The sequence below is a fragment of the Geomonas edaphica genome (assembly GCF_004917075.1).
GTDB lineage: Bacteria > Desulfobacterota > Desulfuromonadia > Geobacterales > Geobacteraceae > Geomonas > Geomonas edaphica.
On the sequence record NZ_SSYB01000001.1, the window covers coordinates 863,152 to 882,765 of the forward strand.

Here is a 19,614-nt window from a genome sequence, read left to right on the forward strand (position 1 = left end):
GGCAATCACCCCGGCTCAAAGAGCCTGGCGGCGACGCGCATCTGCTCGGGAGTGGCAAGCAGCAGTGCGATGTCGTCGGTTTGGAACTCCCAGATGGGGTCGGGATTGGCGGTGATCTGGTCTCCACGCTTGATGGCGACCACCGTGGCACCGGACTGGGTGCGCAGCAGCCCTCCCCTCAGGCTCTCCCCCTCGAGCGGGGCGTTCTTGCGCACCCGGAAGCTGCCGATCTCGGCTCCGGAGAGAAAGCCCGCAATCCCGACGGCATGGCTGTGGCGCTTCGAGGCGCTGCGCAGCATATCGTAGCCGTCGCGCCTCACGTCCGCAATGCACTCCTCGATCACGTCCTGTGGGATCAGGAAACGCTTGAGTACGCGTGACAGGATCTCCACCGAGGTCTCGAACTCCTCCGGAATCACTTCGTTCGCCCCCAGTTTGAAGAGCGGCTCCATCTCGAGGAGATAGCGCGTGCGCACGATGACGTGAATGGAAGGGTTCATCTGGCGGACGAGGGCAGCGATGCGCCGACTGGCGGCGGCGTCCGAGATGGCGATGACGACGATGCGGGCGTCCCCTATCGCGGCGTGCTCGAGGATCTCCGGCTTGGAGGCGTCGCCGAAGATGATCGATTCCCCCTGGTTGCGCAGGCTGCGCACCGTGAAGGGGTTTGTCTCGATGATGACGCGGGGTATCTCGAGGTTCTTCAGCACGCCCGCCAGGTTCTTCCCGTTCACGCCATAGCCTACGACGATGACGTGGTCCCGCAAGGCGACCTTGTCGCCGTTTTGCGCCAGGCTACTACGGCCGCGGGTCCAGTGGTGCGGCAATACCCCGATGAGAAAGTCCGCTACCGGCCCGGAGATTTTCAGGCAGAGCGGAGTCAAGGCCATGGTGGCGATCGACGCGCCCAGAAAGAGCTGGTAAGTCTCACGGGTAAGCAGTCCGTAGGAGAGCCCACTTCTGGAAAGAACGAAGGAGAATTCACCGATCTGGGCGAGGGAAAGCCCGGCGATCACCGCGATGCGCATGGGAAGCCCGAGGGCGAAACCGACCGCCGTCGTGAGCACGGCTTTTATGAGGATGATCGAGACGACGAGGCCGATCAGGAGGAGCGGGAACTTCAACAGGATGACCGGCTTCAAGAGCATCCCCACCGAGATGAAAAAGAGGCTCATGAAGGCTTCGCGGAAGGGCATGATGTCGCTCAGCGCCTGGTGGCTGTACTCAGATTCGGAGATGGCCAGACCGGCGATGAAGGCACCCAGGGCGAGTGAGAGCCCGACCTGGGCGGTGAGCCAGGCAGTCCCCATGCCGATGAAGATGATGGAGAGAACGAAGAGCTCGCGGCTTCTCGTCTTCACCACCTGTTCGAAGAGCCACGGCACCACGAAGCGGGAGCCGTAGTGGGCGCCAAGGACGACGGCGCCTGCCTTGGCCGAAACGACGGCTATGTCGGCAAGCCCCTCCCCCCCTCCGGCCAGAAACGGGGTGAAGAGCATGAGCGGGACGATGCAGAGGTCCTGGAAGATGAGGATGCCAAGCGCCGCCTTACCCTGCGGGGTGTCCATCTCACCGGCGTCCATCATCAGTTTCATGACGATGGCGGTGGAGGAGAGCGCGACCAGAAAGCCGAAGAAGATGGCCTGCGACAGGGGGAAATGGTCCAAAGACCCGATGACGGCGACCGCTACGATGGTGAGAACGAGCTGCAGTCCGCCGCCGATCAGCACCATGTGACGGATCCGCATGAGCTCCTTCAGCGAGAACTCCATGCCGATGGTGAAAAGAAGGAGCACCACGCCGTACTCCGCCATCTGTTCAACCTGGTGCGTGTTCCTGATGAAGCCAAGGGCGTAGGGACCGGCGAGGAAGCCGGTGATCAAAAAGCCGATGATGGAGGGAAGCCTGAGCTTGCGCAGCACGACCACGGTAAAGAGGGCAAGTCCGAAGAGGACGACGATATCACGTAAAGCATGAAAATCCATGAAACCTCGCTGTTTTAAAAAGCAACCACTTGCCTATTGGGTTCCCCCCTTTGCGAAGGGGGGATTTTTGTTATCGGCTGGTTCAGAGCGGCCGGTGTCCCGGCGCCTCAGGAACCACTTCGCCAGCTCGAGCACGGGGAAGATCGAGCCCGAGGCAAGAATAATGACGCCCCAGTCGCCTCGGGTCAAGGAGAAGGTGCCGAAGGGGCGGTGCAAAAACGGCAGATACACCACCAGGAGCAGTAGCGCGAACTCCCAGATGATCGCCCCGTTCAGCCACCGGTTGGCGAAGGGACGACGGAAAACCGAGTGACGGTCCGAGCGGAAGTTGTAGGCCTTGAAAAACTGGATCAGCACCAGTGAGACGAAGGCCATGGTCATCGCCTCGCGGTCGGAGCACCCGGAGGCGCGCGCCCAGGCGAAAAGGAGCAGGTTGACGAGCGCCGACCAGATCCCGCCGACGAGGATCAGCGCCACCACCCCCCTCGTGAAGATGCCGCCGGAGGCGCGGCGCGGGGGGCGGCGCATGATGTCCGCCTCGGCCGGGTCGACGGCGAGCGCCAGTGCAGGGAGGCCGTCGGTGGCGAGATTGACGTAAAGGATCTGCACCGCGCTTAGGGGAAGTGGCAAGCCCGCTAGCATCGCACCGGCCATAAGGCCTATCTCCCCTATGTTCGAGGAGAGGAGGTACATAAGGTACTTCCTGATGTTGTCGAAGATGCCGCGCCCTTCCTCCACGGCGGCCACGATGGAGGCGAAGTTGTCGTCGGTAAGCGTCATGGCCGCGGCCTCCTTGCTCACCTCGGTCCCGGTGATCCCCATGGCGATGCCGATATCCGCCTTCTTGAGCGCAGGTGCGTCGTTCACCCCGTCGCCGGTCATGGCGACCACGTGTCCCCGCTTTTGCAGCGCGCTCACCACGCGGAGCTTGTGCTCCGGAGAGACCCGCGCGTAGACCCGGATCTCCTGCGCCTCGCGCTCGAGGAGGTCGTCGTCCATTGCGGACAGCTCAGCGCCGGTGACCACGCGGCCGTCCGCGATGAGACCCAGTTCCCGCGCCACCGCTGCCGCGGTGACCGGGTGATCGCCGGTGATCATGACCGGGATGATGCCCGCCTCCCTGCAGGTGGCGATCGCTTCGCGCGCCTCGCTGCGCGGCGGGTCGATCATGCCGACAAGCCCCAAAAAGGTGAGGCCTTTTTCCGCGTCGCTTCGTCCCGTCACTTCCTTGCGCGCGACCGCCAGCACGCGGAGCGCACCTTCGGCCATGATGCGTGCCGCTTCCAGGTGCCGCTGGCGCGCCCCTTCATCTAGCGGTCGTACACCGTCCTCGGCAAGCTCGGAGTCGCAGGCGGTGAGGACCACTTCCGGGGCGCCTTTCACGCAGGCGATGAGTGCGGCTCCGTCCCGGTTCAGGGTGGTCATGCACTTTCGCTCGGAGGTGAAGGGAATCTCGTCGACGCGCGGATAACGCGCGTTGAGCGCGTCCCTCTCCAGGCCCGCCTTGGAGGCCGCCACCACCAGGGCGCCCTCGGTTGGGTCTCCCTGCACGCGGTAACGCCCGGTCTCCTCGTCCCTGGCAAGGCGCGCGTCGCAGGCAAGGACCCCGACCCTCAATAGCTCGGCAAGTTCAGCCGAAGGGGGCACCACCCTCCCCTCGCGCAGGAACTCCCCCTCGGGAGCGTACCCGGAGCCGGTAAGATCGTACCAGGTACCGGCGGCGTAGCAGTTGCGCACCGTCATCTCGTCGCGGGTGAGCGTACCGGTCTTGTCGGAACAGATCACCGTGGTGCTTCCGAGCGTTTCCACGGCGGCAAGGCGGCGCATGAGCGCATGACGCCGCACCATGCGCTGTACGCCCAGGGCAAGCGAGATGGTGACCACAGCTGGAAGCGCCTCGGGGACGGCGGCGACGCCTAGCGCCACGCCGAAGAGAAGCATCGCAACGAGCGGCTCGCCGCGCCACAACCCGAGGACAACGATGGCCGCCACCACGGCAAGAGCGGCGCGCGCAAGCAGGTTCCCCACCCGGTCGAGGTTCTCCTGCAGCGGCGTCCTGCCGGTCTCGATGCCGGTGAGCATCCGGGCGATGGAGCCGAACTCGGTCCCCATGGCGGTGGCGACAACGACGCCGCGTCCGCGCCCGTTGCTCACCACGGTCCCGGCGTAGGCCATGCACTTACGCTCGGCCAGCGCGGCGTCCGGGTCGACAAGTGGCGCGGCATCCTTCTCCACCGGCACCGATTCGCCGGTCAGCGCCGCCTCGTCGAGTTGGAGGTTCACCGCCTCGACAAGGCGCACGTCGGCGGCGACCCGGTCGCCGGGGCGGAGCATGAGCAGGTCGCCCGGCACAAGTTCGCGGGCAGGGGCGTTCACCAGCTTCCCTTCCCTGATGAGCACGGCATCGGGGGCCGCCATGAGTCGCAGCGCCTCCAGAGCACGCTCGGCGCGGTACTCCTGGATGAAACCGAGAAGGACGGCGAAGAGCACGATCACGGCGATCGCCGCGGCCTCCATGGCGTGGCCGAGGAAAGCGGACAACAGGGTGGAAACCAGCAGGATTAAGATGAGGACATTCTTGAACTGCCGGATAAGGACGGACCACGGCGAGACCGAGCGGGGCGGCTCCAACTCGTTGGGGCCATAACGGACCAGGCGATGTGCAGCCTCGGCGGCAGCGAGCCCCTCGGGAGAGCTCTCGAGCAGAGATAGCACCTCCCCCGTTTTAAGGGTATGCCAGGAGGGATGTTGCGTGTCCCTTGCGGTTTCGCCCACAGCAACTCCTAGGTACGCCGTCTGACGGCGCTTAGTCATCCCGGCAGCGCCGGATCATCTCACCTCGCGTATCGCCTGCCCCGGACTCACAAAGGAGATACCCTGCCCGGAAGTGGCACCGATCATGACGCATTCCACGATGGGGGCGTTGACGGCGCGGTCGGCCTGCCACCTGACGATGAAGTTAGCCCCGAAGCCGCCCGCGGTGTCCTTCTCCTCGATATGAACGTAGGTGGTGGCAAGCGGGGCGAGCGAGAGCGGTTTGTCCTTGTCCTGGTAGCGCCGGATCAGCTTCCCGCTCGTGTCGTAATATTCGATCGAGGTGATGCGGATCCAGGAGTTGGGATCGGTGTTCCTGACGCCAAGGGTTGCAGCCAACTGGAACGGCAGGCTGCGCGGGCCGGTGAAGACGTTGGAGTAAACCGGGACGTACACCGTCTGACCCTTTGAGAGGCGGATCTCCTGGGTGGCGGAGTAACCGTGCCTTGGGAGTGCAAGAAGTGCAAACAGCAGTGCGGTGGCGATGAGACGCATGGGGACCCTCCGTTTAATAGCAGGTGGCATGGCCACAACAGACTTTAAGAGCTGCGTTGCGACAACACTCAATCAATAGGATAGCAAAAAAATAGCACAGCCGCTGCCGCGACAGGATATTTTGCTGCACCGGTTACTAAAAACATCATCAGGGACAGGATATGACACCCGCGTGATCTGGTTATACGGGCCAATACGTGGTATGATCCTGCGCTCAAACAGTAGGGCAACCAACCACATCAGGCGAATGCCATCGTGTGAAGCGGCAACCGGGATAAAATAGCGGACAAGCCCCGGTTCCATCGTGAGCCGCGGTTACATGCACAGGGGCACTGCGTGAAGGCAAACAGGGATTTTCCCTTGACAAAGCCGCCTTCGGCGAAAGATAGTGGTCGAATGTTTACAGGACCCTGCTCCCGTCTCTTACGCGAGGGCGCGACGGGAAGGAATCAGGCAGAAAGGCGCGGCAACAGGTGAAAAACATGTATAACGGCAAGGTGATCATTTGTGACGACGAGGTCGAGATCCTCAGGTATCTAAGCAAGATACTTTCGGCCAAGGGGCTTGAGCTGGAGGTGTTCAGTTCCGGCACTTCCCTGATGAGCGTCATGGAAAACCGCGGCATGGACGATGTCGACCTGATGCTCCTCGACGTGAAGATGCCGGACGTTGACGGTCTGGAGATCCTGCAGCGCGTGAAGAGGATGAAGCTCGAGGTGCCGGTCGTTATGATGACCGCCTACGCCTCGATCAACTCGGCCATCGAGGCCATGAAACTCGGCGCCTACGACTATGTGACCAAGCCCTTCCCCAAGGAGAAGATCTTCGGCATCCTGGAAAAGGTGTTGGAGCGCAGGGAGCTTCTCAAGGAGAACTCGGCGCTCAAGGACGAGCTCGGCATACCGTCGGGCGCCACCCCGCTCATCTTCGCCTCGGAGACCTTCCGCCGCGTGCACGACATGGCGATGCTCGTGGCGCAGAGCGAGTCGAACGTGGTGATCCTGGGGGAATCCGGCACCGGCAAGGAACTCATCGCGAGCCTCATCCACAACAACAGCCCGCGCGCCAAGGAGCGCTTCCTCACCATAAACTGCGCGGCCCTTTCCGATACCCTGCTCGAGAGCCAGCTCTTCGGGCACGTGAAGGGTGCCTTCACCGGCGCCATCAACGCCCAGAAAGGCCTGCTCGAAGCCGCCAACCACGGCACCCTCTTCCTCGACGAGGTAGGCGACATGAGCCCGGCCATCCAGGCGAAACTTCTGCGCGTGCTTCAGGAAGGTGACTTCATACCGGTTGGGGACACCAAGGCGAGGAGCGTGGACATAAGGTTCGTCGCCGCGACGAACAAGGACCTCGAAGAGGAGGTGCGTGAAAAGCGCTTCCGCGAGGATCTCTTCTTCCGCTTGAACGTCATCTCGCTCCACCTCCCCCCGCTGCGTGACCGGGGCGAGGACATCGAGCTTCTCGCGCGGCACTTCCTCACCAAGTACGCGGCGCGTATGAAGCGTGAGATCACCGACTTCACGCGCGAGGCGATGCAGCTGCTCAAGTCGTACAACTGGCCGGGCAATATCCGCGAGCTGGAAAACGCCATCGAGCGCGCCGCCATCCTCACCCGCGGCAACACCATCACCGCCGAGACCCTGCCGGTCTGGCGCACGGCACAGGTGCCCGAACCGAAGCAAAACGGCGGCAAGAGGCTCGTTTCACTGGAAACCATCGAGCGCGAGCACATCCTGCACGTGCTGAAGGCCTCCGGCAATAACAAAAGCCGCGCCGCGAAGATCCTCGAGATCGCCAGGCGTACCCTGGACCGCAAGATAGAAGAATACGGCCTTGAGGACGAGGGGATCCGCTGATGCTGGGACGCTTCCCGATCCGGGCGAAGCTCACCGTAGGCTCCGTCGCCCCGCTCTTCGTCGCCTTTTTCATCTGCTCCCTGGCCGGACTCTACATAATCAACGACAAGATCGCAAGCCAGGCCCAGGAGAAGGTCCGGACCGACCTGAACTCCGCCCGCGAGATCTACCGCAACGAACTGGAGCGGATCCGCGAGCTCATGGATCTGACCGCCACCAACCCCTACAACTCATCCTCCATCGTCGCAGGCGAAGAGAGCATCCGGCAGTTGTTACGCAGCCGCCTGCAGAACAAGCACCTGGACATCCTGACCGCGGTGGACGCAACCGGCAAGGTACTCTACCGCGCCCATTCTCCGCAACTGCGCGGCGACCGGCAGTCCACCTACTTCGTGGAGCAGGCGCTCAAAGGGGTCGCCGTCACGGGCACCTCGGTGCTCACCCCGGAACAGCTCTCCCAGGAGGGTATCACCCTCGTAAACCGCGCCACCATCCCACTCATCAGCACGCCGCACGCACGCCCGCGCGCCGACAAAAGCGAGCGCTCCGGGATGGTCATGGTCTCCGCCTTTCCCCTTAAAAACCGCGACGGGAAGGTGATCGGGGCGCTTTACGGCGGCATCCTTTTGAACAACAACAACGCCCTCGTCGACAAGATCAAGGATATCGTCTACGAGGGGGTCAAGTTCCGGGGCACCGACGTCGGGAGCGCCACCATCTTCCTGGGCGACGCCCGCATCGCCACCAACGTGCGCACCACCGACGGAGCCCGGGCCATCGGCACGCGGGTGTCGCAGGAGGTGTACCAGCGCGTCATCGTCGAGAAGAAGAAGTGGATCCGGCGCGCCTTCGTCGTTAACGACTGGTACTTCACCGCCTACGAGCCGATCCTCGACCTGCAGGGGAAGGCGGTCGGCTCGCTCTACGTGGGTATGCTAGAAAAGCCGTACACCCACATGCAAAAGAGCGTGAACTCGATCCTCTACCTGGTGCTCTTCCTCACCTCGCTGATCGGCATCGCGGTATCGGGCTTCATCGGCACCCTGCTCGCCCGCCCCATTAAGGAGCTGGAAAAACTCGCGCATCGGGTCGCCCGGGGGGAGCGCAACCTGCAGATCGAGGTGCACTCAACCGACGAGGTCGGCGACCTCGCCGAGGCCTTCAACCTGATGACCCGAGCCCTCGGGCGCCAGGAGGCGGAGATCGGGCTCCTGCACCGCGCCCTCGAGCTCAAGATTGAGGAGCGTACCGCGCAGTTGTCGGACAAGACGCGGCTTCTCGCCCAGACGCAGGCCGACCTCGCCCGCGCCGAGAAACTAGCCGACCTCGGCATCGTCGCCGCCGGCGTCGCCCATGAGATCAACACGCCGCTTGCCATCATCCGGGGGAACACCGAGGTCCTCGAGATGTGCCTCCCAGCCGAGCACCCGAACCACGAAGAGGTCGAGATCATCAGCCAGCAGACCGAGCGGATGGCGAAGATCGTCGGGAACCTGCTCACCTTTGCGCGCCAAAAATCGCTCAACCAGCGCCAGTTCATGGTGCACGAGGTGCTGGACGACATCGTTGCCCAGATCAGGCACCAGGTCCCGATGGACGCTATCTCGGTCAAGTGGGAGTACGATCTGAACCTGGGTCCGGTGACGGGCGACACGGACCAGTTGCGCCAGGTCTTCAGCAACATCATACTGAACGCGGTGCAGGCGATGCTCCCGGCCGGCGGCACGTTGAGGCTCACCACCCGCCCTCACGGTCCCGGCAACGGCTGCATCATCCAGATATGCGACACCGGCAAGGGGATCGACGCAGAGCACCTGGAAAAGATCTTCACCCCCTTCTTCACCACCAAGGACAGCGGTACCGGGCTCGGTCTCTCGGTCTCCTACGGCATCGTCAAGGACCACGGCGGCGACATCAGGGTCTCGAGTACGCCCGGCATGGGGACCTGTTTCGAGATCGAGCTCCCCGGGGTGGACCCGATGGAACAGCACGAATGATAGCGACGACCACCTCGGCGGCATGAGGGCAGGCTGCGAACTACCACGAAAAGGAGCAATCAGATGCACATCGAATGGACCAGCGACCTCGCCATCGGCGTGGACGAAATCGACAACCAGCACAAGGAGATCTTCAGAAGGTTCGACAGCCTTTTCGCCGCCTGTGGTGAGGGGAGGGGCAAGGAGGAAGTGCTCAAACTGCTGCTTTTTCTCGACGATTACGTGAAGGAGCATTTCTCCGCCGAGGAGCGCCTGCAGATGCGCAGCGGCTACCCGGATTACCCCGCGCACAAGGCGGCGCACCATCAGTTCGTGGCTGACGTGGAGAAGCTGACCAGGGAGTTCCGCGACGAGGGGGCGACACTGCCGCTCGTGATCCAGACCAACAAGACCCTCTCCTCCTGGCTCATCCAGCACATAAAGAGGGTCGACACCGCCTTCGCGGGTTACCTGCGCGAGCAGAAAAAGATATAAGTGCCGGTGGCAGCACCGCTCGTTCGAAGCGAGCCGGCGTCACGACACCCTTCCGCCCCATCTGGAAAAAAAAAGGTCCTCCCTTTATCAAGGGGGGACCTTTTTTCGTCGTTGCCTTCGCAGGGAAAGCAGCCTGGCTGTGAAACGGTCAGGGGGCCTGCGGCTTTCTCGCTTCGGAGGGCTGACCTTCCTTGCGCGCGCCGTCCTTGCCCTGGCGGAAGGACTTCCGGTGCCGGGAACGGCGGCTCCGCTCACCGGCAGGCTTCGCCTGCTGGGGCTGCTGCGCTCCGCCCTTCTCCTTCTCCCTTTCCTTGTCCTTCTGGGGTTGCCCCTTTGGCTGCTGCTCCTTCTGCTGCTCGGGGCGGTTCGGTGATTTAAGCCGCGCGATCAGGTCACGGGCCCAGTCGACGTCGCCGTCGCAGCATTCCTTGGCGACATACTGCACGTCGTCGGGTGTGGCCTTCATGGTCTTGATTTTAAAGAGCCGCTCGATCAGGTCGCGAGACCAGTAGTACTCCCTGATGTATTTCTTGCCGTCGATTTCGTCGTAGCTGTACTCGGTGCAGGGAATAACGCTCTTCAGCCACTGCGGCGTCACCTTGAGACGGGCCGCGGCGGCCTCCTTCTCGTGGTGGTCGTGCTCGACCTTCTTGCGGACGATGACGCCACCTTCCGCATTCTCCTCGACCACGGGCGTTTCCTGGGCCAGATGCGCAAGGTAACGGGTGAGGTCCTCCAGCGCGGCTTCGGAAAGACTGGAGACCTGGGTGTCGGCGCGGTAAATGACGCCCGGACGGTCCACCCTGAAATCCACGGTAGCCTCGTTGTCCCCCTCCTGTACGCCTATGCTCACCTCGAGATCGAACCTGCCGTCGGAAAGCTGTTCGGCAAGGTCCCCCTCTGCGGCATCGAGGATGATACCGGTCAGGCACTCCTTGAGAGGACCATCGGTGGCCCGGAAATAGGCGTGGCCGTGCAGGTTGTTGAGCTGGTTCGTTACGCTTTGCAGATACTGTGATGTCATGGTGAAATTCCGTCCTGCCGTCCTTGTATTTCGTATCGGCCCGGGCTTTGGGCGCCCTGCCGCGTGCAGCGTCTCTACCCTAACATAAGCCGGCGCATCTCGCAAAAAAAATGGGAGCCGGAGGCTCCCATACACGATGAAAAAACAAAAATTAACCAGTCAGTACACGCGGCCACACACAGCCGCTACATTGAAACTCCTGCGATCTCCATTCAAATAATAGCATCAAAAACATTGCATTTAAAAGAACATTACATACAACACATCACATCATAACATCGCAACACATAACACAACAATCATCAGCACAAGATACAAAGCATTGCATTACAGGTCATCAAATTACAGGACATAACATTAAATCGCATCTACAGACATAACAGAACAAAACATTCATAGCAGAACACTAAAAGCATTACATCAGAACACTAAAAGCATTACATCAGTACATTAGGCGGCCAGAGCCTGGAACAGTTGCGCGGGGAGGAAGGGTTTACGCAGCAGCATGTTCCCTTCGGTGCGAAGCTCCTGCGGCGGCGTCTCGTACTTGGAATAACCGCCGGTGCAGAAAACGATCCTTGAGCTTCCCCCCATCGCGCGAATGACTCGGGCCGCTTCGACGCCGGTCATCACCGGCATATCGATGTCCATGATGGTGATGTCGGGGCTGTGCTGGCGGTACTTTTCCACCGCCTCCACGCCGTTGGCGGCCTCAGCCACCACGTCGTACCCCTCTCGCTCCATCATGAAACGCAGCATCAGCCTGATGTCTTCGACATCATCAACTATCAGGACCCTTCTTTTCATTTCACCCCTCATAACAACTGCATAAAACGAAAACCCTGACCGATGCACGGCATTTGACAAAGTTATTTGCCGAAAACGTGCCCAAATTGTGCAACATTCGAACATTCTGCGACTGGGGCGCCATCTTCGAGGGGGCGTACGCGAGACCGCGTATACCAAATATCGGGAATCCTTAGGAGATTCGTGATATGGAGACCTGGCTATGATTCTCTTCACACATGATGACGCGTTAAAAATACCGTTTCAGGACGCGTTTCCACCCAAAGCGCACTGCGTCTTTTCACGGTGAAATCACCAAGGCTGTGTGAAATGACGTATAGCAGTGGCAAATGGCGCGGCAAAGGAAGTGTGGGTATATGACGTAAGCGGTGAGCGCCGGCAAGCTGTTTTTCTACGCGGCGTAAATCTGCTACGATGGTCTTGGAGGTATCGCACCGCATAAGAAGGAGGAAAAAACGATGGTGAAATTCTACGATGCCAAAACAGAAGCGGACCTCTCGCGGGTCGAGACGGTACTGAAACAGGCGGGGATCGAGTATAGCGTAAGCAGCCTGTCCGAGCCTGCCGTATCCGGAGAGATCGAGGTTGCGGAGGAGGACCTTCCCAAAGCGGAAGAGCTCCTCCTCAAGAACAGGTAATACGGAACGGAATGATCACCCAAGCGGCCGATCGGAGTGGGCATCGGCGCTGAATGCCATGACCTTCTCCACCCTGATCTCCAGCCTCCATTGCACCTGCGGCAAGCCGGGAGGCTCGAGATCGGGGATGTAGCCGTCCAAGACGGCGGTATCCGCACTCCTCTCCACCACCCCCACGAACTGGAAGCCGTTCCCCGTGTCGGGATCAGCCACCACCACCGCGACGTGCCGGTTGTCCTGCAGGTTGCGCATCGTGGTGGGGCAAAACCAGGCCTCGAACACCAGCCGGTTCGGCTCGAAAAGCGCCACTCCCCTCCCCGCCGCAAGGTGCGGGTTGCCTCCCGCATCGGAAGTCGCAACGAAAGCATGCCCTACCCTCTCGGCCAAGTCCTTAACCGCCTGAGTGATCATGTTGACATACCTCCTCTTGCCGATGCGGATCAGCCGTCTATGCCAGCGCAGGCGTATCGGCCACCTGCGCGAGGGGTGGTGATGCCGTCCCCCCTGGTTCTCAGTCCCCGCGTGCATCATCATGGGTTTCGATCGCATCGTGGATGCCCCCTTCCGGAACAATCCTTTGCCGCCCCCTTGATTTAACCGCGCGTCAGCGTTACGTTCTTGTAGCACCGGGTGATAAATAGTCAAGTTTGGGGGCGCCTTAGTGGATGACGGGATGCAGCGGGATCATGAAGAGGGGGGCGGCGAGCCCTCCCCTTTGGAGATGACGGCGCAAGAAGGATCTGCCATACTGTCCAGCATGATTGGGGACGGGGATCAGGACAAGGAGCTTGGCGACGGCTGGCGCATCGTGCCGGTGTGGCGGGTGGAGGAAAGGGGAAGGAGGCTCACCCTGCGCCAGGCGCGGCTGTGGGCGCTCGTTTTGGAGTCACGCTTCATCGAGTGCCGCGTGGAGCCCGGCCAGAAGGGATGGCAGGTCTGGGTGCCGCCTGAGAGCTACGACACGGCGTGCCGCGAACTGAACCTCTACGCGCAGGAGAACCGCAACTGGCCCCCCTTCATGCCGCCGGTCCACCCGACGAAGGAGAACACCCTCCCCACCCTATCGGTGCTGATCCTCCTGGCCACCTTCCACAACCTGACCAACCTGGACCTGAAGGTCATGGGGCACTACCCGGTGGACTGGCTCGAGATCGGCAACGCCCATGCCGGACTTATCCTGCATGGTGAGTGGTGGCGCCTCGTCACGGCCCTCACCCTGCACGCCGATGCGCTGCATCTCATCAGCAACCTCGCCATCGGCGGCGTTTTCATCCTCTATCTCTGCCGCGACTTGGGCTCGGGCCTTGCCTGGACCCTCATCCTAGCCTCGGGTATCTGCGGCAATCTCGCCAACGCCTGGTTCCAACTGCCAAGCCACACATCGGTCGGCGCCTCGACGGCGGTCTTCGGGGCCGTCGGCATCCTCGGCGCCATCAGCATGGTGCGTTACCGGCACCACCTGCGCAGGCGCTGGCCGCTTCCCATCGCCGCCGCGCTCTCGCTCCTGGTGCTTCTGGGCACGGAGGGGGAGCGAACCGACCTCGGGGCGCACCTCTTCGGATTCGCGTTCGGAACGCTCGCCGGGCTCCTTGCGGAAATGCTCGTGGGATGGCTCGGCAGGCCGAAACGGCTGGTCAACGCGCTCCTTGCGCTCTCCAGCGCCTCGGTGGTCGTCTGGGCGTGGCGGCTGGCCATCCTGCACTCAGGGCAATGATGCCTCAGTCACCCCGGCCATGCCCTCGTCCATGCCCCCTACCCGCCCCATGCCCCTTGCCGCGCCCGTGCTCCTGCTTCCACTGCCCGTAGGGGATGTGGTGCTCTCTTGCGTAAGCCTGCCGGTAGTCCCCGGGAACGCGGTACACGGCGCGCGGTACGGCAGCGCGACGCACCACGTGCCACGGTCCGCCGTAATCGCTCGAGCGATACCACCTCTCGCCTCGCGGCGACCACCAGTACCCTCCATAGAAGAAGATGTCGACATCGAAGCCGGGGGCGAAGTAGACGCCGGTTCCCGGGACCATAACCATGGCGGAGGGAGGCCCCACTATTACCGGCGGACCTATGTTAATGCTCAGGCTTACCTCGGCTGCGGCGTTACCGACAATCATCCCGAAAAGCAGTACGGCAGAGAGAAGACTATTTACAAAGGTTCTCTTCATAACTCCTCCTCAACAGGCTCGGCTTATTCCGTTTCCTCGCGTTAGGACCTCACCTTCCCCACACGACGGGGCGACATCCGCCCGCTTACCGCAGGAGGAGAACTAGTCGCGCTGACTACAGACCGCGAAGCAAGTCATACAAGGCGCCGGGTCTGGATGCCGAGACTGCACCCATTATATCTCCGCGACATATTACTGTCAGTAGTTACGACATCACTCACATAAAGGGATCGGCTTCGAAAACGGCAAGAACCTGGCACCGCAAAATGTCACGCTGCAAAGACAGATGTGAGAATCAGTGAGGACGGTAGGCCCGGATGCCACGCATTTAAGCGGTCGGGCGCAAGGTCAGGGCGGAGGGGGGATAACGGGTGGAACGGTACGCGGTAGGAGAGGCACGAAACGCGCCAGGTGCGAAGAGCCGACGACGGGGAGCGACAGCACCGGACGCACCGGTACTGCCGCTCCACAAGGTTGCGACATCTAACGTTTCATCAGTCCGAGCTTGGAGAGGACGTTGAAGAGCCCTTCCTTGGAGACCGGCTTGACCAGGTAGGCGGCCGATTGCGCGTTGCAGAATGACTCCATGGCGTCGTTGGAGGAGTTGAGAGCGGTGAGCATAACGATGTTCACCCTTTTGGCCGGCTTTTGCTCCTTCTCGATGTGCCTGATAGCCTTTGCGGCGTCATGGCCGCTCATGCCGGGCATCATGATGTCCATGATCACCAGGTCGAATGGTTCGCCGGAGGCAAGGGCGGCTTTGTACTTCTCGAGCGCCTCCTGGCCGCTGCTCGCCTGATGGCAATCCGCGGTCGCACTGAGTAAGGTGGCGACAAAGTCACGGCAAAAAGACTCGTCATCTACTATCAAGCACTTCATAGCTTCCCCCAGGTGTCTGTTGTGATGTTCGATGACGCAGGGGGAGCCCGCAGCCGATAGCCGCGCCCCTGCGCTTTTAACCGTATCGGTTCATTGGAATGAGACTTTAGCGGCTTTATGAAGCCGTGAGACTATTGGATCGCGGGAAGGGAAGTGCTGTGGGATGGGGGTGCCGCACGGGGCACCATGGTGAGGTATGAGGCGGGGGCAGGCGCAAGGCCCGCCCCCGCAGCGGTCTCAGATCAAGAGGCGTACCGGGTTCTCCAGCACCTCCTTCAGGGCCTTCAGAAACTCCGCGGCATATGCGCCGTCCGCAACGCGATGGTCGGCAGAGAGGGTCACCTTCATCACCTTGGCGCTCGTCAGCACCCCGGAGCGCACCACGGGGGCGTCGAGCACCGCGCCGACGGCGAGTACGCCCGCCTGGGCGGGATGGATGATGGCGCTGAAACAGTCCACGCCGAACATGCCGAGGTTGGATACGGAGAAGGTACCGCCGTTCATCTCCTGTTCGGTCAGGGCGCCCGAGCGGGCACGTTTCACCAGGCGCTCCGACTCCTGGGCGATCTCCAGCAGGGTTAATGCATGGCACCGGTGCACCACGGGCATGAGCACCCCCTCCGGCACACCTACCGCTACGCTCACGCTGACCTCGCCATGATACGAGATGCCGTCCGGCGTGTAACGCGCGTTCAACTGCGGGTATTGCACCAGGGCGAGGGCCACCCCCTTTACGATGACGTCGTTCACCGTGACGCGCATCCCGCCCTGTTTCAACTGGCGCCGTATCGCCTCCGCTTCGTCCATGAGGATATCCATGGTGACGCTGAAGTGCGGGATGTGCTCCCACGAATCGGCGACCGTCTTCGCCACGGCGGCACGCAGCCGGGACATGGTCCGCACCTCCTCGACGAGACGCGGCCCGGCGGCCGGCGCCGGTTCCTTGCGCGGCTGCGCTGGAGCCGCAGCACCTTCGGCCCCGGCGGTCCCCTCTAGGTCCTGCAGCAGGATGCGCCCGTCGGGTCCGCTGCCGCGCACCTGGGCGAGATCCATCCCAAGCTCGCGGGCACGCCTGCGCACCACGGGAGCCGCGCGTTCACGCCCTGCCGCCGATGGGGTGAACTCGGGGGCCTCTTTGCCGGGGGCAGGAGCCCTCGTGTGGATGTATTCCGTCGCCCCCGCAGCTGCTTTTTCCGGCTGTTCCTGATCGGTACCAGGGACAGGGGGCGCGGCCGGAGCCTGCTTCTCCCCTTCCATGGGGAAGATGTCAGCCTCTTTTGCTTCCTTTGCCCCGGCGGGGGGAGGCGCGGCCTGGGACGACTCGTCTCCTTTCTCCTGCGCCACTCGTTCCTTCTCCGGTTTCGGCTCAGGTACCTGTTCCGGCTCGGTCACCGGCTCCGGCTCGGGCGCCTGCCCGGCGCCCTGCGTCTCTTTTCCAGGTGCCTGGACCTGCGGTGCGGGAGCCCCCTTCTCCTCGGGCTTGCCTACGACGGCGATCACTGTCCCCACCTGGACCAGGTCCCCCGGCTGCGCCTTTAGCTCCAGGATCACCCCCGACGCGTACGCCTCGAGCTCCATGTTCGCCTTGTCGGTTTCAACCTCCGCGATCACCTCGCCGCGGCGCACCTCATCCCCTACCCGCTTTTTCCAGGAGACGAGCCTCCCTTCGGTCATGGTATCGGAGAGCTTCGGCATCACGATATCGTTCATGGCGGCACCTCAGTACGGTTCGTTCATAAGATCACGTACGCCCTGCACGATCCCGTCGAGCTGCGGGATGCACAGCTTCTCGATCTTGCGTGAGTACGGCATGGGGACGTCAAGCCCGGAGATGCGGCGCACCGGGGCGAGCAGCGTATCGAAGCACCCCTCGTAGATGCGCGAGGCGATATCCCCGCCAAGCCCCGCGCTTTTCCAGCATTCCTCGATCACAACGGCGCGGCCGGTCTTCGTCACCGACGCGAGGATGGTCTCCATGTCGAGCGGCACCAGGGCACGCAGGTCGATCACCTCGCAGGACACCCCTTCCTTTTCGAGCGCAAGCGAGGCCTGCAGCGCCAGTATCGCCATGCGGCCGTAGCCGACGATGGTGACCTGCTCGCCGCTTTTGAGGACGTTCGCCTTCCCGAAGGGGACCAGGAACTCGGGGTCCTCCGGGACTTCGCCTTTGCTGTTGTAGAGGAGTTCGTGCTCGAGGAAGATGACCGGGTTGTCGTCCCTGATCGAGCTCTTCAAGAGCCCCTTCGCGTCGGCAGGTGTCGCCGGGTAGGCGACCAGCATGCCGGGGCAGTGCATGAAGTAGCTCTCGAGACTCTGCGAGTGCTGTGCGCCGAGTTGGCTCCCGCCGCCCCCCGGCATGCGCACCACCATGGGGACACTCGTCTGTCCGCCGAACATGTAGCGCACCTTAGCCATGTGGTTCACGATCTGATCCATGGCGAGCAGGGCGAAGTTGACCGTCATCAGTTCGGCCACCGGTCGAATCCCCCCCATGGCCGCCCCGACGGCGACGCCTACGATGGTGTTCTCGGAGATCGGGCAGTCGCGCACGCGCAGTTCGCCGAACTCGGCCAACAGTCCGCGGGTCACCTTGAAGGCCCCCTCGTACTGTGCCACGTCCTCGCCGTAAACCACGACGTTCTTGTCACGCCGCATCTCCTCTTTAAGCGCCAGGTTGATGGCGTCACGGTAGGTCATCTCAGCCATACACCCTCTCCATTGATGCAGTTGTTGGTCTTTCGAGTACACACAAGGTTCCAATCTTAGCAAAGGAGCCTTGGAAAACAACGTGACAGCGACATTAAAGAAATAATGCCGCCGCCATGAAGGGCACAGAGCAAATACCTTGCAACGATTCGCTATTTACGGTACGGTCACAAGCCATGAAGCCCGCCGCGACACTGTCATCGATATCCAGAACAGCCCTCCTGACATTGGTCGCTGTCTTCACCGTCGTCTTCCTCACTCAGGGAGCGGCGGTACCTGATCCCTGCCGCCTCCACACCCCGCTGCTCAGTGCAAAGCATGTAACCCGCGACACCCAGGACGCCTTCCTGAAAAACGCCGGCAAGGGTGCGCAGGTAAAGGCGGCCAAGACTTCAGCCGCCCCCGCCCTCGCCCCGACACCACCGGCGATCAGGCTTCTTTCGTCCATTCCCGCCCACTTAACGCCCGTACGGAACCTCTTTTCTCCGGCGGACACCTCTGCCGTTTCGGCCAGAGCACCTCCAGCCTAGCCTCCAGCGTCACAGCTCCACATAGTCCGCCCGTACCAGGCACGGCATGCACATCCGCCGCGACCTGCACCCTCGCCTTTTCAGGTCCTCCGGGAAAACCACCGGCAACCTTCGTTTGAAGCCGGCGGCTGCGCTGTCGTGTACCCACAGCACCGGAGACACCCGAAAGAGCGTCCTCCCCTTCTGGATCTGAAAGAAGGTCTTGCGAGATTCGTGCAACCTCGCCTGCACCACGGGTCGGACCATTCATCCACCAAAAGACGGGGCCGGTATGCAACCGGCTCAAGGAGCGCATATGGAACTGATCAAAAACACCAGCATAGACTTCATCGGAAAACGCAAAATAAGTTTCGCCATATCGTCGTTAATCGCCATCATCGGTCTTATCGGCTCGCTGCAGATCGCTAGGAACAAGGCAAACATGGGGATCGACTTCTCCGGTGGGACGTCGGTGCAGGTGAGTTTTGCACGGCCGGTCCCCCTCGAGCGGGTGCAGCACATCCTCTCGGAGAAGCTCAACAAGGAAGTGCACTTGCAGGAGATAACCGGTGCGAACCAACTGTTGATCAAGGTCGGCAGGTCGGCAACCGCCTCGCTGAACGTGGCCGACACGGTTACCGCACGACTGCAGCAGGAATTTCCCGACAACGCTCTGACTGTGGAAAGCTCCAACGAGGTGGGACCGTCCATCGGCGACAAGCTCAAAAAGGATACCCTGAAGGCAGTAGCGTTCTCCATGGTCGGCATAGTGCTCTACATAGCGTGGCGCTTCGATTTCAATTTCGGCATAGGTGCCATTGCTGCCACCTTGCACGACGTCCTCTTCATGATCGCCCTCTTCTACCTGCTCGGCAAAGAGATAAACCTGCTATTCGTTACTGCCGTTTTGACCATTGCAGGTTATTCTTTGACCGATACGGTGGTCATCTTCGACCGGATCAGGGAGAGCCTCGGCAAGTTCGTACCCGAAGAGAAGGATGTCCTCTTCAACAGAAGCATCAACGAGGTACTGCCAAGGACGGTGATCACCTCACTCACGACGTTTCTGGCCGCCGTCTCGCTCTACATCTTCGGCGGCGCCGCAATAAACGACTTCGCGCTCGCCCTGGTATCGGGGGTGGTCGTGGCGACCTATTCCTCCATCTTCATCGCGAGCCCCATCGTGCTGGAACTGGAGAAAAGGCAGGACGCAAGACGCTTAAAGCGGGACCTGGCAGCACCAAGGTACGAGCCGTAACGGGAGGAGA

Annotated in this window: 16 protein-coding genes; 6 read left to right on the plus strand and 10 right to left on the minus strand. The window is 61.8% G+C overall.

Annotated elements, in window-relative coordinates; genetic code table 11:
• Positions 1-5: 5 nt before the first annotated feature.
• The 3 genes from E8K79_RS03675 to E8K79_RS03685 are packed head-to-tail and all read right to left on the minus strand — an operon-like array spanning position 6 to position 5,294.
• Complete coding sequence (locus tag E8K79_RS03675) at positions 6-1,985, minus strand: monovalent cation:proton antiporter family protein (protein ID WP_135869715.1); 1,980 nt, start codon at positions 1,983-1,985, stop codon at positions 6-8.
• Between the two features lie 33 nt (positions 1,986-2,018).
• Positions 2,019-4,760: a cation-translocating P-type ATPase gene (locus E8K79_RS03680; RefSeq protein ID WP_246043704.1), complete on the minus strand. Its 2,742-nt coding sequence runs from the start codon at positions 4,758-4,760 to the stop codon at positions 2,019-2,021.
• Between the two features lie 54 nt (positions 4,761-4,814).
• Positions 4,815-5,294 (minus strand): DUF3124 domain-containing protein, encoded by a 480-nt coding sequence (locus tag E8K79_RS03685; protein ID WP_135869713.1) that lies wholly within the window; start codon positions 5,292-5,294, stop codon positions 4,815-4,817.
• A gap of 482 nt (positions 5,295-5,776) precedes the next feature.
• On the opposite strand from E8K79_RS03685, the gene E8K79_RS03690 reads away from it, so the two are divergent.
• The 3 genes from E8K79_RS03690 to E8K79_RS03700 all read left to right on the plus strand — a co-directional run bounded on the left by E8K79_RS03690 (position 5,777) and on the right by E8K79_RS03700 (position 9,624).
• The gene (locus E8K79_RS03690; RefSeq protein ID WP_135869712.1) at positions 5,777-7,153 is read left to right on the plus strand and encodes a sigma-54-dependent transcriptional regulator; all 1,377 of its coding nucleotides are present in this window, start codon (positions 5,777-5,779) and stop codon (positions 7,151-7,153) included.
• Complete coding sequence (locus E8K79_RS03695; protein WP_136513532.1) at positions 7,153-9,150, plus strand: cache domain-containing protein; 1,998 nt, start codon at positions 7,153-7,155, stop codon at positions 9,148-9,150. Before E8K79_RS03690 ends, E8K79_RS03695 begins: the two co-directional genes overlap by 1 nt.
• Before the next feature lie 63 nt (positions 9,151-9,213).
• The gene (locus E8K79_RS03700) at positions 9,214-9,624 is read left to right on the plus strand and encodes a bacteriohemerythrin (RefSeq protein WP_136513533.1); all 411 of its coding nucleotides are present in this window, start codon (positions 9,214-9,216) and stop codon (positions 9,622-9,624) included.
• A 148-nt stretch (positions 9,625-9,772) separates the two neighbouring features.
• Here the strand turns inward: E8K79_RS03700 and E8K79_RS03705 are convergent, their stop codons facing one another.
• A complete protein-coding gene (locus E8K79_RS03705; protein ID WP_136513534.1) occupies positions 9,773-10,648 on the minus strand; it encodes a hypothetical protein in 876 nt (291 codons plus the stop codon).
• A gap of 450 nt (positions 10,649-11,098) precedes the next feature.
• On the minus strand, positions 11,099-11,455 hold the full coding sequence (locus E8K79_RS03710; protein WP_135869708.1) for a response regulator: 357 nt from the start codon (positions 11,453-11,455) through the stop codon (positions 11,099-11,101).
• Between the two features lie 458 nt (positions 11,456-11,913).
• On the opposite strand from E8K79_RS03710, the gene E8K79_RS03715 reads away from it, so the two are divergent.
• A complete protein-coding gene (locus E8K79_RS03715) occupies positions 11,914-12,093 on the plus strand; it encodes a putative signal transducing protein (protein ID WP_135869707.1) in 180 nt (59 codons plus the stop codon).
• A 15-nt stretch (positions 12,094-12,108) separates the two neighbouring features.
• Here E8K79_RS03715 and E8K79_RS03720 read toward each other — a convergent pair whose 3' ends face one another.
• A complete protein-coding gene (locus E8K79_RS03720) occupies positions 12,109-12,642 on the minus strand; it encodes a pyridoxamine 5'-phosphate oxidase family protein (protein WP_246037975.1) in 534 nt (177 codons plus the stop codon).
• A gap of 124 nt (positions 12,643-12,766) precedes the next feature.
• Between E8K79_RS03720 and E8K79_RS03725 the strand changes: the two genes are divergently transcribed.
• Positions 12,767-13,807, plus strand: coding sequence for a rhomboid family intramembrane serine protease (locus E8K79_RS03725; RefSeq protein ID WP_136513535.1), 1,041 nt, complete (start codon positions 12,767-12,769; stop codon positions 13,805-13,807).
• 4 nt (positions 13,808-13,811) lie between these two features.
• Here the strand turns inward: E8K79_RS03725 and E8K79_RS03730 are convergent, their stop codons facing one another.
• From E8K79_RS03730 to E8K79_RS03745, 4 genes are all read right to left on the minus strand, one after another.
• Entirely contained in the window at positions 13,812-14,252 is a 441-nt protein-coding gene (locus E8K79_RS03730) for a hypothetical protein (RefSeq protein WP_136513536.1), read from the minus strand.
• Between the two features lie 483 nt (positions 14,253-14,735).
• Positions 14,736-15,131, minus strand: a complete 396-nt coding sequence (locus tag E8K79_RS03735; protein WP_135869704.1) for a response regulator — start codon at positions 15,129-15,131, stop codon at positions 14,736-14,738.
• A gap of 237 nt (positions 15,132-15,368) precedes the next feature.
• Positions 15,369-16,841, minus strand: coding sequence for a dihydrolipoamide acetyltransferase family protein (locus E8K79_RS03740; protein ID WP_136513537.1), 1,473 nt, complete (start codon positions 16,839-16,841; stop codon positions 15,369-15,371).
• Between the two features lie 9 nt (positions 16,842-16,850).
• Positions 16,851-17,837: an alpha-ketoacid dehydrogenase subunit beta gene (locus tag E8K79_RS03745; RefSeq protein WP_136513538.1), complete on the minus strand. Its 987-nt coding sequence runs from the start codon at positions 17,835-17,837 to the stop codon at positions 16,851-16,853.
• Positions 17,838-18,662: 825 nt separating this feature from the next.
• On the opposite strand from E8K79_RS03745, the gene secF reads away from it, so the two are divergent.
• Positions 18,663-19,604 carry a protein translocase subunit SecF gene (gene secF / locus E8K79_RS03755; protein ID WP_136513540.1) on the plus strand — a complete coding sequence of 314 codons (942 nt, stop codon included), beginning with the start codon at positions 18,663-18,665 and terminating at the stop codon, positions 19,602-19,604.
• Positions 19,605-19,614: the final 10 nt, after the last annotated feature.